This is a genomic window from Tenggerimyces flavus, from assembly GCF_016907715.1.
Classification (GTDB): Bacteria; Actinomycetota; Actinomycetes; order Propionibacteriales; family Actinopolymorphaceae; genus Tenggerimyces; species Tenggerimyces flavus.
Window position 1 is genome coordinate 5,324,774 of sequence record NZ_JAFBCM010000001.1, and the last position, 13,254, is coordinate 5,338,027.

Sequence of the window (13,254 nt, forward strand, 5' to 3'; positions counted from 1 at the left end):
AACGGGACCGAGGTCATCGAGGCGCCCGACATCGTACGGCACCTCGGTCGTCATCGGGGCCGGCTTCACCGACCCCGTGCGGACGTTTCTGCTCTAGAGGAGGTCGTCGAGGGACCGCTTTATCCAGCCCATCGTCTTGTCCAGGTCGCCCGCCATCGCCGGGTTGACCTGGGCCATGCCGGCGAACCACAGGCCGAAGGACACGAACCGAGTGGCGATGAAGTCGTCCAGGTGCGTCAGCTCGGGCAGCGCGCGGCGTTCGCGGTAGCCCTCGAGCAGCGCCGTACGGAACTCCGGGTAGTCGTCCCGCCAGCAGTTGTCCCACAGGGGAACCGCGAGGTCGTAGAGCCAGTAGCCGAATCCGCAGTCGTCGAAGTCGATCAGCCGGACCGCGTCGCCGTCGAACAGCGCGTTCTCCAGATGCAGGTCGGCATGGATCAGGCCGAACGCGTCCGGCCCTGACCCGACCTCCGCCACGACCGTACGCATCCGGCGCGCGACCTCGTCGAACTGCGTCCGCACCGGCGCCGGCAGTAGGTCCCAGCACCCAGCCGCGGACACCCCGCCGTACTCCATGGTGTTGCCGAAGAACGTCTCCCAGTCCCACCGCATGCGGACGAAGCCGGAGGGCGGGGTCCAGGCCGAAGCGTGCTCGTGCAGGCGGGCGAGGATGCCGCCCACCCGGCGGAAGTGCACGGCCCGCGGGTGCGACGCCTGCATGCGTCCGTTCTGCCAGCCGAGGAGCGAGCAGACTCGGTCGTTGGCGACGGCGGTCCACTGTCCGTCGCGAGCCCGGATCGGCGTCGGGACGCTCAGCTCTGTCTCTGCTTGCAGGGCGGCCAGCCAGTCCAGCTCCGACCCGACCGCGACCCGCGAGTCGACGCCAGGGCCGTGCCGGTTCGGCCGGTGGACGCGCAGCAGGAATCGGGTATCTCCGGAGTCGACCCGGAACGTGGTGTTCTCGCCGTGCGCGATGAACGTCAGGCGTGGCTCGTCGATCGGATAGGCCGCGAGCGCCCGCACGGCAAGGCGGCGGATGCGCGCGACCTGCGCGCGCTTGGACACCAGTTCGGGCATCCGCGCAACGTAGCGCCGACGCCTCGTTCGTCGCCAGGCGATTTTGCCCTTTAGCTTCGATCTTTCGTCCGGCGGTGGGTTCGACCGGTCCGGCCCACCCTGGGCCAATGATCATGTTTACATGGTCATTGGCCGCTTTACGTGGGGTGGACGCCAGGTAGAGCGGTCACTGGCCGGGTAAGGCGACCACGACGCTTCACCTACGGAGTAGCTTTCCCGCTCGGATCACTCGAGACGTCGCCACCCCAAGTGTGCCCAGCAGGACGGGCACGTCCGGCTTTCCCAGGCCACTGTCGCCCACCCACCTGAAGTCCCGAGGCTAGGGCAGGTAGCCCAGCAGCTCCATCGCCGCGCGGTTGTCCGGCACCGACCAGAACAGCTCGTGCAGCTCGTCCGGCAGCTCGTCGCGATGGCTCCCGGTGCGGCCGCGGCGGAAGAAGCCGGAGTCGGTCCGCTGGAGCTCGGCGAACGTCGGCACCGTCGCGTCGTCCGCCGGCTTGACGTCCAGGCCGAGCCGGTCGAGGGTCGCACCCACCGAGGTCAGCGGCGAGGCGACGAGGTCCTCGTACCGCAGCACGGCATGCGCCGGATCGGGATCGGCCAACCAGCTCAGGACGTTCCGGCCCCAACCGCCGACGCCCGACTCGGCCGGGCGGAGGATCGCCGCGCGCACCTCGTCCTCGAACCGGCCACCGCACTCCTCGACGCGAAGCCGCGCGTACGACACGATCGAGTCGCGCCCGTCGCGCACGAGACAGATCGCCGGATCCCCTTTCTGTACGGGATCTCGCCGCTGGTTGTGGGTCTTGACCAGATGCAGCTCCGGCGAGCTCCGAAGCTCCTCGTAGTCGGCCGCCAGATCCCGATATCCCACCAGGGCCTTGCCGATCCGCTCGGCCACACCGTCGACGTCGTAGACGACCGCGGTCTCCAGCTCGTAGACGCGCCGCAGCACGATGCGCAGGAACGTGTTACCCGAACGCGGATACGACGCCACCCAGGTGATCATCCGCAGACCGTACCGGCGAGCGCCGACAACGCACCACCGTGAGAGCGCTTTCCCAAACCCGCTCCGGCCAGTAGCCTGCCTCCACCAGATCGCGGACGGCCCACGGGAGGCAGCATGCGTCAGGTCGTTGGCCCCTTGCTCCTCGCTGTTGTCCTGCTCGCGGGGTGCGGCGGTACGCCGGAGGACCCCACCGCCGGCGGCGGTGAGTCCGACAACCCGCAGGCGACGACCGGCGCCACGCCGTCCGGCGACCCGGTGCGCATCGGGATCTCCCTCCCCCTCAGCGGCGACTTCTCCGAACCCGGCTCCGGCATCCGGCGGGGCTACGAGACCTGGGCGGACGCCGTCAACGCCGAGGGCGGCCTCGACGGCCGCAAGGTCGAGCTGATCTTCCGCGACGACGCCTCCGACCCGAACCGCGTGGTCTCCGACTACGAGAGCCTGATCACCCGCGACAAGGTCGACCTCGTCTTCGGGCCGTTCTCCAGCCGCCTCGTGATCCCTGCCGCCAAGGTGGCCGAGCAGTACGACATGCTGTTCGTCGAGCCGGCCGGCGCCGCGCCGGAGGTCTTCGAGCAGGGCTTCACGTACCTGTTCTACGCCGCGCCCGCGATCGCGAGCGACCACTACGACTACCTGGCCGAGTGGATCACCAAGCTGCCGGCAGACCAACGCCCGAAGACCGCCGCGTACGCGTCGCTCGACGACCCGTTCGCCCAGGGCACGGCGTACGGGCTCAAGGAGAACCTCGAGAAGGCCGGCATCAAGACCGTGATCAACGAGGTCTACCCGCCCGAGAACACCGACTTCGCCGCGATCGCCGCGCGCATCGCGGACAAGAAGGCCGACATCTTCGTCGGCGGTACGCAGTTCGAGGACTCCGTGGGTCTGGTCCGCGCGTTCCAGGAGCTCGGCTACCAGCCCAAGCTCGCCGCGTTCTCGACCGGTCCGACGCTGCCCGAGTTCGACGAGGCTGTGAAGGGCGGAAGCAACGACATCCTGTCGCCGACGGGATGGGCGGCGGAGTCCGGCTTCAGCGGCAACCAGGAGTTCGTCGACCGGTACAAGAAGCTGTTCAAGGCCGAGCCCAACGAGGACGCGGCGAACGGCTACACCGTGGGGCAGATCGTGGCCGCGGCGGTCGAGGCCGTCGGCTGCGCCGAGCAGGGCGAGGCGTGTCAAGGCAAGCTTGCCGACCACATTCGGGCGAACGAGTTCGACACGATCGTCGGTCCGCTGAAGTTCGACAAGGACGGCCGCCCGCTGGCCGCGCACATGATCCAGCAGTGGCAGGACGGCAAGATCGAGATCGTGCTGCCGGACTCGGAGGTCCAGACGAAGGAGCTCCGGTTCCCGAAGGCGACCTGGTGACACTCCCCTCGGCGAGCCTGCTCGCCCAGGGCTTGGCGCTCGGCGTGCTCACCGGCGGTCTCTACGCGCTGCTGTCGTCGGGGCTCACGCTCTACTTCGGCGTGATGCGCATCGTGATGGTGGCGCACCCCGCGTTCCTGTTCCTGGCGGCGTACGGGACGTACTTCCTACACGTCACCACCGGCATGGACCCGCTGCTGACGATGTTCATCACGGCGCCGGTGTTCTTCCTGCTGGGCATAGGGATTCAACGGCTCCTCGTCGCTCGGCTCGCTCCGGAGTCGCTGGCGACGATGTCGGTGCTGCTCACGTTCGCCCTTGCCTTGTTGATCGAGGGCGGCCTCGGCGTCGTCGCGACCGGCTCGTACCGTTCGGTCACGGTCGACTACGCGTCGAGCTCGCTCCGGATGTTCGGTGTGTCGTTCCCGGTCGACCGGCTGATCGGCTTCGGCATCGCGGCGGTCACGCTCGCGGCGCTCTTCCTCCTGCTGCGCGCGACGCGGTTCGGCCGGGCGCTCCGGGCGACGATCCAGCACCGTACGGCGGCCCGCCTCGTTGGCATCGACACCGAGCGCGTGACAGGCATCGGGTTCGGGCTCGGCCTCGCGACCGCCGCGATCGGTGGCGCGGTGCTCGCGTTGATCACGACGTTCTTCCCCGCCGCGCACTGGGGGTGGATCGGCAAGCTGATGGCGATCATCGTCGTCGGTGGGCTCGGCAGCATCCAGGGCGCGGCGATCGCGGCGCTGCTGCTCGGTGTCGTCGAAGGTGTCGTGCTCGTGACGGCCGGGGCAACGCCGGCCGCGCTGCTGTTCTACCTGTTCCTGTTCGCGACGTTGCTGCTGCGTCCGCAGGGTCTGTTCGGAGGTCGCCTTGCCGAACGATTCTGACCGGGCTGTTCTGCTGCGCAGGCTGCTGTTCGTCGCCGGCGCCGCCGTCCTGCTCGCGTTCCCGTGGCTGATGCCGAACAGCTACTTCCGGTACGCCGGTGTGCTCGTGCTCATGTACGCGGCGCTCTCGACCTCGTGGAGTCTCGTCGGCGGGTTCACCGGCTACGTCTCGCTCGGTCACGCCGCGTTCTTCGGCATCGGCGCGTACGCGACCGCGCTCGGCGTGATCGAGCTGCGACTCCCCCACGTCGTCGCGCTGCTCGGCGCGGCGCTGCTCACTGCCGTGTTCGCCGCTCTGGTCGGCATCGCGGCCGTGCGCGTCCGCGGCGCCTCGTTCGTCATCGTGTCGATCGCGCTCGTCGCGATGATGAACCTGATCGCGCAGAGCGCCCGCGGACTCACCGGAGGATCGAGCGGCCTCAGAGTCCCAGCCCTGTTGGAGAGTCTGGACCGTACGTCCAACCACCTCGTGTTCTTCTACCTGTTCCTCGCCCTGCTGGGCGTCGTGTTGCTGACCTGGTGGGTGATCGACCGTTCGCGCTTCGGGGCCGGGCTCAAGGCGATCCGCGAGGACGAGGACAAGGCCGAAGCGCTCGGCGTCCCCACCGCGGCCTACAAGGTGTTCGTCTTCGGCCTGTCCGCGTTCTTCACGGCGCTGGCGGGCGGGCTGTACGGCATCTGGTTCGGCAACCTCGACCCGATCTTCGTGTTCTCGATCATCGTCGGCGCGAACCTGGTGCTGATGGCGCTGCTCGGCGGCGCGCGACACCTGCTCGGTCCGACCCTGGGCGCGTTCATCGTCGTGCCCGCTGGCGAGTATTTCCTGATCGCGTTCGGCGAGACGCAGGCGCACATCGTGGCGTCCGGGTTGCTGCTGGCGATCGTCGTGCTGTTCATGCCGGACGGCATCATCCCTGCCGTTCGTGGGCTGGTGCGTCGGTTCCGGCCGGCGGCGACGTCGATCCGCGAGCAGTCGCAGGAGGAGCTGCGGGAGGTGCGCCGGTGACCACGCTCTCCACGCGGGGACTGACCCGTTCGTTCGGCGGGGTGGTCGCGGTCTCCGACGTCAGTGTCGCGTTCCTGGACGGCAAGGTGAACGGGCTGATCGGGCCGAACGGGTCCGGCAAGACCACGTTCTTCAACCTGGTCACGGGAATGATCCGTCCGGACTCGGGTCGGGTGCTGATCGACAGCACGGACGTCACGCGCTGGTCGCCGCACCGGATCGCGCACGCCGGGCTCGGCCGGACGTTCCAGCTGTGCCGGGTGTTTCCGCGGATGTCTGTGCTGGAGAACATGCTCGTCGCTGTGCGGCGTACGCGGCTCCGCGAGCTGCTCGGTGGCGTGGCCGGTCGAGCCGATGTCCTGCGGGCGCGGGAGTGGCTGGCGCGGGTCGGACTCGACCATCTGGAACGTGCCGAGGCTCGCGATCTGTCGTTCGGCCAGCAGAAGCTGCTCGAGCTCGCCGCTGCGCTGATGGCCGAGCCCGCTCTCGTCCTGCTCGACGAGCCCGCCGGCGGCGTCAACCCCGCCTTGACGGAGCGGATCGCCGATCTCGTGCGCGAGCTCAACGTTCGGGAGGGGCGGACGTTCCTCGTCGTCGAGCACAACATGGAACTGGTGATGAGTCTCTGCGACCACATCGTGGTGTTCGACCGAGGCTCTCCGATCGCCGCCGGGACGCCGTCCGAGGTCCGGTCGGACCAGCGCGTGTTGGAGGCGTACCTCGGTGTCTGATCCTCTGTTCAGCGTGCGCGACGTGGTCGCCGGCTACGGCCGGGCGGCGCCGGTGCTGCGCGGCCTGTCGGTCGACGTGGCGGCGGGGTCGATCGTGTGCCTGGTCGGGCCGAACGGCGCGGGCAAGTCGACCGTGCTGAAGGTCGCGAGCGGGCTGCTCCCGCCACGTTCCGGGTCGCTCGTGCTGAGCGGCGAGGACGTCACGCGGCTCGGTCCGCAACGCCTGCTGGCCAGGGGCGTCGCGCACGTGCTGCAGGGGCACAGCGTGTTTCCGGAGATGACGGTCGAGGAGAACGTTCGGCTCGGTGCTTACACCGTGCGGGACTCGTCTTTGGTGGCTTCGCGTTGCGCGCGGGTGCGGGAGATCTTCCCGGTGGTCGGCGAGCGCTGGAGGTCGCCGGCGGGGTTGTTGTCGGGTGGGCAGCAGAAGCAGGTCGAGTTCGCCCGCGCGTTGATGCTCGAGCCCGCGGTGATCCTGCTGGACGAGCCGTCGATGGGCCTGGACCCGAAGACGACGGCGGTGGTCTTCGAGCAGATCGGGCGGATGCGGTCCTTGGGGCTGGCGGTGCTGCTCGTCGAGCAGAACGCCCGGCGCGCGCTGGAGCTGGCCGACGTCGGCTGTGTGTTGGACCTCGGGCGCGTACACATCTCGGGGCCAGCCCGTTCGCTGCTCGCCGACCCCAAGCTCGCCGCCCTCTACCTCGGCGGCACCCCCCACCCCTCGTAGCCCCCCATCCCCCCCAAAGTGTGGGGTTCTGGTACCGACACGCCGGCGTGTCTGTACCAGAACCCCACACTTGGGGGAAGGCTAGCGGGGTGCTCGGGGGTTAGAGGGTTGCCTGGACGACGGCGGCCATGCCGGCTTCGCCGCGGGCGTTGGGGTGGACGATGACCGGGTTGGTGCCGCCGAGGACGGGCTCGACCCAGCGGGTCTTGATCGAGCCGCAGGTGTCCTTGCCCTCCGAGGCCTGCTCGAGGTCGACGTACTCGACGCCTTCTTCGCTGCTGGCCTGGGCGATGCGGTCGTGCAGCCTCGCTTGCAGCGCGCGGACGTACGGGACGTCGCCGCGTGCGACTGGCATCAGCGGGAAGCAGCCCCTGGTTGCGGGCATGATCCACGGGTAGCCAACGACGACGATGCGCGCGTTCGGGCCTTTGTCCTTGGTGAGCTGCAAGGCCTGCTTGACGTTCGGGTAGACGATCGTGTCGATGATGTCGAGGTACTTGCTGCCGTACTTGCGTTCGCACGGGTTGCCGAAGCCGCCGGTGGACAGGCCGGCGAGCGCGCACTCCTGGATCGCCGTGCCGAACAGCCCGCCGTCGTTGCCGCCGATGCTGATCGTGATCAGGTCGGTCGCTTCGTCGACGGCGTTGAGCTGGGCGGGAGTGCCGGGGTACTGCGCCTCATTGAAGTCGTTGGTCGCCGCGCCGCCACAGGTCCGGTCGTCGAGGTTCGCGCCGATGCTCGCCGCGAGGACGTGCGGGTAGTTGCGGCTCGACTGCAGGCAGAGCGGGTTGCGGTTCTTGACGATCGGCAGCACGCCGGAGCCTGCCGCGTAGGAGTCGCCGAGGGCGACGTACTCGACCGGTTCGTCCGCCTGCGCGACCGCGGGGGCGGCCAGCAGTCCAACCGTCGTGCTCAGCGCCACCAGCGCCACACGAATCCTCATGGGCAGCCTCCCGCGTTACTCGTCGGTAACGCGGGAGGCTACGCCCACCCTCAGCAACCGGTCAATGGCCGACCGTGAGTTGGCATGCCCGTCTTAACCGCCTGCGCGGTGATCATGTACGTGATCATGAAAGCGAACCCGGCGTATACGACCAGTTTGGCTTCATGATCACGTACATGATCACGGGCGAGCGCCGCCCGCTGCTCAGAGGTGGCTGGCGACCAGCTCGTGGTCGAGCTCGACGAACTCGACGATCTCGTTCGCGAACTGGCCCGCGATCAGCTTGTTGTAGACCTCCGAGGTCGTGTGCGCGTCGTAGGCGGCCTGGTCGGCGAAGTGCTCGACGAACAGCAGGTAGTCGGGCCGGTTCTTGTCCCGGTACACGCGGAACGACACCGTTCCCGGCTCCTGACCAGGCCCGATCGGCGCGAACTCGCGGACGAGCTCCTCCATCGCAGCTTGGCGGCCGGGCTTGAGCTCGATCGGGAAGACCTTCACCAACATGGGGTGTTTCTCCTCATTCATCGGGGGGATCGAACGAGTCCCATCCTTCGACTTCGGCGGTCTCGGGTCTGGCCGGATCTGGTCCTGCAGTGGACGGATTCGGACCTACCGAACGCGAGGTCCGAATCCGGCTAGTCCGTTGTCGGTGCTCCCGGTAGAACGGACAGTGTGACCACGTACTCAGCCGTCCGAACGACCGGCATCTACTGCCGCCCGGGCTGCGGCGCGCGGCCTCGGGCGGAGAACGTCACGACGTTCGAGCTCGCCGCCGCGGCCGAGGCCGCCGGCTTCCGCGCGTGCCTGCGCTGCCGCCCGTACCGCGTGGCTGGCGAGGTCTCCCCCACGTCGCCCGAGCTGGTGTGCCGGGCCGTACGCCTCGTCCTCGACGGCGCACTGGACGACGCGACCGAGGAACAGCTCGGCCACCGGATCGGCGTCTCGGCCAGGCATCTGCGCCGGCTGTTCCACGAGCACCTCGGCGTGACGCCGACGCAGCTCGCGCTGTCGCGGCGGGCGCATTTCGCGCGCCGGCTGCTGGACGACTCCGACCTGTCGATCGCGCAGATCGCGTTCGCGTCGGGGTTCGGCAGCATCCGGCACTTCAACCGGGCGATGCGCGAGGTGTTCCGTTCGTCGCCGAAGGAGCTGCGCGACCGGCGCCGGCGGCACGACCGGCTGCTGACGGACGGCGGGTTGGGGCTGCGGATCCCGTACGAGCAGCCGTACGACTTCGGCGCGGCGCTCTCGTTCCTCGCCGCGCGGGTCATCCCGGGCGTCGACTCGGTGGAGGACGGAACGTACCGCCGCACGATCATGCTCGACGGCGGGCCGGGCGTACTCGAGCTCAGCGTGGGCGGCCCGGACCATCTGGTGCTGGTGGCACATCTGCCTTACTGGGAAGGGCTTATCCACGTCGTCTCGCGGGCCGCGCAGGTGGCGGGCATCGGGCTGGAGCAGCCCGGGGCTTGGGGCTCGTTCGAGGCGGGTGTGCAGTTGCTGGCCGTGCAGTCGTCGGCGCAGTCCGGGCTCGGCGGTTTGGTGCGATCACTGGGCACCTTCGTCCCGGGCCTGACCCACGGTCTGGCCTACGCCTTCCCCTCGGCCGAGGTGGTAGCGAGCGCCGATGTGGAGGCGCTGGGACTGCCGGCGACGGTGCGGGAGTTGGCCGTACGCGTACACGCGGGCGAGGTGCGGCTCGACGGCGCGGCCAGCCTGGACGAGCTGATCTCGTCGCTGCTGTCGATCCCCGACGTCGAGCCCACCACGGCCCACGCGTTGGCGACTCGTCTCGGCTATCAGGCAGCGGTACCGATCGGGTTGTCGATCACGTAACGCCAGCGGCCATGATCGTCATGACTCACACCGCTTATCGCGGCAGGTAGTCCTCCCGCCGTAGTGCCTGGCCATCGATCACCGCTGCGCTGTAGATCCCCTGCCCTGGTGTCACGCCGTTCAGATCGGTGAACCCGTACTCCACCGAGAGTTGCTCCGCGTACATCGTCCGGCAGTTCCATCGCGCCACCTCGGGATCGCTCGCCAGCGCGACCACCGCGCGACCGGTGAAGCGCGGGCTCTCCGACCGGAGCCAGAAGCTGTGGCGGTGCTCCGGGTCGCGCCAGTAGTAGTCCTGCCAGTTCTCCTCGGTGACCTCGGCCCACTCGAGCATCTCCTCCGAGCGCAGCCACCCGGGCGAGATCGCCACGCCGGTGATCCCGTACGGCTTGCCGTCGGTGCCATAGCCCACAGCCAGCCGCATCACCGACTTCTTGCACAGGTCGTAGAACAGGTTGTCGTGGTACATGTCCGGCGCGCCGTCGGTGATGCCGATCATCAAGCCCTTCTGGCGTTTCGCCATCAGCGGCGCGACGAACCAGCTGGTGATCACGTGCGTGTCGACCGCGTTGCGGAGGATCCCGAGCCGGTGCTCGAGATCGTGCTCCCAGAACGGCTTGGCGTGGTTGTCGGTCAGCTCCCCCTGCCCACCCCAGATGTCGTTGACCAGCAGGTCGATCCGCCCGTTCTGCTCCTGCTCGATCCGCGCGACCAGCGCGCGCACCTGCTCGATGTCCATGTGGTCGACCTGCACGGCGATGCCGGTGCCGCCGGCCTCGTTCACGAGCTCGGCGGTCTCCTCGATGGTCTCCGGCCGGTTCAGCGGCGATCGCTGGGCGCGCGTCGTCCGCCCCGTGCAGTACACGGTCGCGCCCGCGACGCCGAGCTCGATCGCGATCCCGCGGCCGGCGCCGCGGGTCGCGCCGGTCACCAGGGCGACCTGTCCTTCGAGTGCTCTCGTCATGCCTGGGACGATGCCACTCCGCACCGACAGGTCTGGGAGGAAGCGATGACGGGGGTCGAGGTCGTGGAGCTGGGCGATCCCGCGCGACAACGGGACGCCACCACCTTGGTGTTCGAGTACTTCGCGCTCACGGCCGTCGAGATCGACCGGCCGGTGCCGGAGCGGGTGACGGATCTGCCCCCGAGCCTGCGGGTCGAGTGCGAGGACCTCGCGGCGGCCTATCCCGAGCCGGGGTTCGTGCTGGTCGCGTACGTCGACGGCGAGCCCGCCGGCGTCGTCGGACTCAAGGCACCAGGCGAGGTCAAGCGGCTGTACGTACGACCCGAGCACCGCTCGAACGGTGTCGGCCGGCGGCTGATGGAGCACCTGCATGAGCGCGCCGCGGAACGAGGCATGCGGCGGGTCGTCCTCGATGTCCTCCCCAGCCGGAAGCAGGTCATCGACTTCTACCGCCGCCTCGGCTACACCGACATCGACCCGCCGCCGGGCGAAACCTTCCCGATGCTCTACCTGGCGCGAAATGTCGAGAACGGCGACGCCCGACCGTGTGAAGGGTGACAACCCCACCACGGGAAGGATCCAGCCATGAGCCGCCGCATCGTCGTCGTCAACTTCCAGTCGCTCGATGGAGTCATCCAGTCCGTCCTCTTCCCCGACGAGGACACCGAGGGTGGCTTCGACCGTGGCGGCTGGGTGCCGCCGTACGTCGACGAGACCGTCGCACGCGTCATGAAGGAGGCGACGACGAAGGCGGGCGGCATGCTGCTCGGGCGGAAGACGTACGAGGCCTTCGCCTCCATCTGGCCGCACCAGTCCGAGGACGACCCCGCGGTCGCGGCGATGAACAGGATGCCCAAGTACGTCGCGTCCACCACTCTCCGCGAGGGCACGTGGGCGCATACGGTCATCCTCGACGACGTGCCCGAAGCCGTCGCCAAGCTGAAGCACGAGGACGGCGCCGACCTCGTCGTCTTCGGCAGCGGCCAGCTGCTCCAGACGCTCCGCGAGCACGACCTGGTCGACGAGTACCAGCTGCTCACGTTCCCGATCGTCCTCGGCAAGGGCAAGCGGATGTTCCCCGACGGTGCGCAGGCGAAGCTCGGCCTCGTCGACGTCGTGACAGCCGGCAGCGGCGTGGTCATCGCGACGTACCGCCCGACCAGGTAGGAAGGTGCACATGACGCAGTACCTGCTCAGCATCTACCAGCCCGACCACGACCCGGTCGACGACGTCGGCCAGGTCGCGCGCGACGTCGACGCGGTCGAGGCCGCGGGCAAGGCCGCCGGCGCCTGGGTCTTCGCCGGCGGCCTCGGCTCGGGCGCGCGGGTCGTACGGAAGGGCCTCGTCACCGACGGCCCATACGTCGAGGGCAAGGAACACGTCGGCGGCTTCGTGGTCATCGACGTCGGCACGTACGACGAGGCCCTCGACTGGGCCAAGCGCCTGAGCGACGCCGCTACCCTGCCGGTCGAGGTCCGCTCTCTGGACTGGGCACGGTGACGCGGTAGCGCACCTCGCCAGCCGGGAACTCTCCGTACGGCGTCACGACGGCGAGAGGCGCCACGTGCTCCCCAGCCGACAGCTCCAGCGTGCCAAGGACCCCGCGCACGTACGGATGCGACGATGTGAACGTCAACACCGGCTCGCGCACGGTCCCGGCCAGCCCGACGGCCACGTCGTGCATCGACGGGTACGCCACCGCGGGATCGCGGACGACGCGCTCGGGCCGCATCAGCCGCAGCTGCTGAACGACGGGCACGAACGACGCACCATCGCCCCAGGCGACACCCGTCGTCCAGCCGCTCGCGAAGTATTGCCACCAAGCCGACGCCGTCGCCTCGTCGTAGCTCTCGACGAGCCCGTTCATGCGCGGCACCTCGCCGCCCTTGAGGAGACCGTGGCGGAGCGCCGGCAGGCCGAGTGGATCGCCTTGCTGGGTTGACCAATAGGCGCCGTTCTGCCCGTCGAGGATCACCCACCGGCCAAGGTCGTCGATCCACGCCTCCGACACGACATGCGACCGCCCGAGGCCCACGTGGTGGTCACGGCTGTAGAGGAACACGCGCCGCGCGGGGATGCCGACCGCGTTCAGCGCCTGGGTCAGCACGATGCTGTACTCGACGCACGCGAACCGCTCCCCCGCGGCCACGCGCTCCAGCACGTGTACGGCGTCGATCAGCTCGACGTGGTCGTTCGCGTGCTCCCACCGCGTGTGCACCCAGGTCAACAACGCCTTAGCGGTCGCCCAGGCACTCGCGTGAACCGGCGGCAGCAGCTCCCGGAGCAGGGCCACGCGATCGCCGGCGATGCGCTCGAACTCGAGCGGAACGTGCGGAGCCGGGTCCGGGAAGGAGAGCAACTCGACCGAAGGCGGTGGAACGCTCCGGACCAACCCGTCCTGGTCGCCGAACCACTCGGCAAGCTCCTCACCGAACAGCGAAGGCTGACAGAAGCCCGCAGCGAGAGCCTCGTCGAGCAGCTTCCGCGCCTCCCCCGCCCGCCCCAACCGCGCCGCCGCGAGAGCGCAGCCCGGCGCCCACAGGTGCGGCCACACCTCGGCGTCCGACCGCAGCTCGGAGACCAGCCCCAGCAGGTCCTCGTCCGCCTTGTCCCGCAGGAACCCCTCGGCGAGCAGCCGGAGCCGCGCGAGCGCAGGGTCGACGGGCACCTGCGCGTAGGGCGACTCATGAGCTGTCACC

The 13,254-nt window shown here is 69.2% G+C and carries 15 protein-coding genes; 9 read left to right on the forward strand and 6 right to left on the reverse strand.

Annotation, left to right across the window (positions count from 1 at the left end):
- Positions 1-93: 93 nt before the first annotated feature.
- Both JOD67_RS24915 and JOD67_RS24920 read right to left on the reverse strand, forming a co-directional pair.
- The gene (locus JOD67_RS24915) at positions 94-1,077 is read right to left on the reverse strand and encodes a phosphotransferase enzyme family protein (RefSeq protein WP_205120110.1); all 984 of its coding nucleotides are present in this window, start codon (positions 1,075-1,077) and stop codon (positions 94-96) included.
- A gap of 319 nt (positions 1,078-1,396) precedes the next feature.
- Entirely contained in the window at positions 1,397-2,086 is a 690-nt protein-coding gene (locus tag JOD67_RS24920; RefSeq protein WP_205120111.1) for a sulfotransferase domain-containing protein, read from the reverse strand.
- Positions 2,087-2,200: 114 nt separating this feature from the next.
- Between JOD67_RS24920 and JOD67_RS24925 the strand changes: the two genes are divergently transcribed.
- The 5 genes from JOD67_RS24925 to JOD67_RS24945 are packed head-to-tail and all read left to right on the forward strand — an operon-like array spanning position 2,201 to position 6,811.
- A complete protein-coding gene (locus JOD67_RS24925; RefSeq protein ID WP_205120112.1) occupies positions 2,201-3,457 on the forward strand; it encodes an amino acid ABC transporter substrate-binding protein in 1,257 nt (418 codons plus the stop codon).
- Positions 3,454-4,347, forward strand: coding sequence for a branched-chain amino acid ABC transporter permease (locus JOD67_RS24930; RefSeq protein ID WP_205120113.1), 894 nt, complete (start codon positions 3,454-3,456; stop codon positions 4,345-4,347). The genes JOD67_RS24925 and JOD67_RS24930 overlap by 4 nt, the downstream gene beginning before the upstream one ends.
- Positions 4,331-5,353: a branched-chain amino acid ABC transporter permease gene (locus JOD67_RS24935; RefSeq protein WP_239554036.1), complete on the forward strand. Its 1,023-nt coding sequence runs from the start codon at positions 4,331-4,333 to the stop codon at positions 5,351-5,353. Before JOD67_RS24930 ends, JOD67_RS24935 begins: the two co-directional genes overlap by 17 nt.
- Positions 5,350-6,084, forward strand: a complete 735-nt coding sequence (locus JOD67_RS24940) for an ABC transporter ATP-binding protein (protein ID WP_205120114.1) — start codon at positions 5,350-5,352, stop codon at positions 6,082-6,084. The genes JOD67_RS24935 and JOD67_RS24940 overlap by 4 nt, the downstream gene beginning before the upstream one ends.
- A complete protein-coding gene (locus JOD67_RS24945) occupies positions 6,077-6,811 on the forward strand; it encodes an ABC transporter ATP-binding protein (RefSeq protein ID WP_205120115.1) in 735 nt (244 codons plus the stop codon). The genes JOD67_RS24940 and JOD67_RS24945 overlap by 8 nt, the downstream gene beginning before the upstream one ends.
- Positions 6,812-6,911: 100 nt before the next feature.
- Here JOD67_RS24945 and JOD67_RS24950 read toward each other — a convergent pair whose 3' ends face one another.
- Both JOD67_RS24950 and JOD67_RS24955 read right to left on the reverse strand, forming a co-directional pair.
- Positions 6,912-7,754 (reverse strand): SGNH/GDSL hydrolase family protein, encoded by an 843-nt coding sequence (locus tag JOD67_RS24950; RefSeq protein ID WP_205120116.1) that lies wholly within the window; start codon positions 7,752-7,754, stop codon positions 6,912-6,914.
- A 204-nt stretch (positions 7,755-7,958) separates the two neighbouring features.
- On the reverse strand, positions 7,959-8,258 hold the full coding sequence (locus JOD67_RS24955) for a putative quinol monooxygenase (protein ID WP_205120117.1): 300 nt from the start codon (positions 8,256-8,258) through the stop codon (positions 7,959-7,961).
- Between the two features lie 168 nt (positions 8,259-8,426).
- Here JOD67_RS24955 and JOD67_RS42050 point away from each other — a divergent pair, with 168 nt between their 5' ends.
- Positions 8,427-9,590 carry a helix-turn-helix domain-containing protein gene (locus JOD67_RS42050; protein WP_205120118.1) on the forward strand — a complete coding sequence of 388 codons (1,164 nt, stop codon included), beginning with the start codon at positions 8,427-8,429 and terminating at the stop codon, positions 9,588-9,590.
- A 34-nt stretch (positions 9,591-9,624) separates the two neighbouring features.
- On the opposite strand, the gene JOD67_RS24965 is transcribed toward JOD67_RS42050, so the two are convergent.
- On the reverse strand, positions 9,625-10,554 hold the full coding sequence (locus tag JOD67_RS24965; RefSeq protein WP_205120119.1) for an SDR family oxidoreductase: 930 nt from the start codon (positions 10,552-10,554) through the stop codon (positions 9,625-9,627).
- A 45-nt stretch (positions 10,555-10,599) separates the two neighbouring features.
- Here JOD67_RS24965 and JOD67_RS24970 point away from each other — a divergent pair, with 45 nt between their 5' ends.
- From JOD67_RS24970 to JOD67_RS24980, 3 genes are read left to right on the forward strand one after another with little or no spacing between them, the layout of a single operon-like run.
- Positions 10,600-11,112 (forward strand): GNAT family N-acetyltransferase, encoded by a 513-nt coding sequence (locus JOD67_RS24970; RefSeq protein WP_205120120.1) that lies wholly within the window; start codon positions 10,600-10,602, stop codon positions 11,110-11,112.
- 27 nt (positions 11,113-11,139) lie between these two features.
- A complete protein-coding gene (locus tag JOD67_RS24975; protein ID WP_205120121.1) occupies positions 11,140-11,721 on the forward strand; it encodes a dihydrofolate reductase family protein in 582 nt (193 codons plus the stop codon).
- A 10-nt stretch (positions 11,722-11,731) separates the two neighbouring features.
- The gene (locus tag JOD67_RS24980) at positions 11,732-12,055 is read left to right on the forward strand and encodes a YciI family protein (protein WP_205120122.1); all 324 of its coding nucleotides are present in this window, start codon (positions 11,732-11,734) and stop codon (positions 12,053-12,055) included.
- Here the strand turns inward: JOD67_RS24980 and JOD67_RS40425 are convergent.
- Positions 12,012-13,253, reverse strand: a complete 1,242-nt coding sequence (locus JOD67_RS40425) for a transglutaminase-like domain-containing protein (RefSeq protein WP_205120123.1) — start codon at positions 13,251-13,253, stop codon at positions 12,012-12,014. The genes JOD67_RS24980 and JOD67_RS40425 overlap by 44 nt on opposite strands.
- Position 13,254 lies beyond the last annotated feature (1 nt).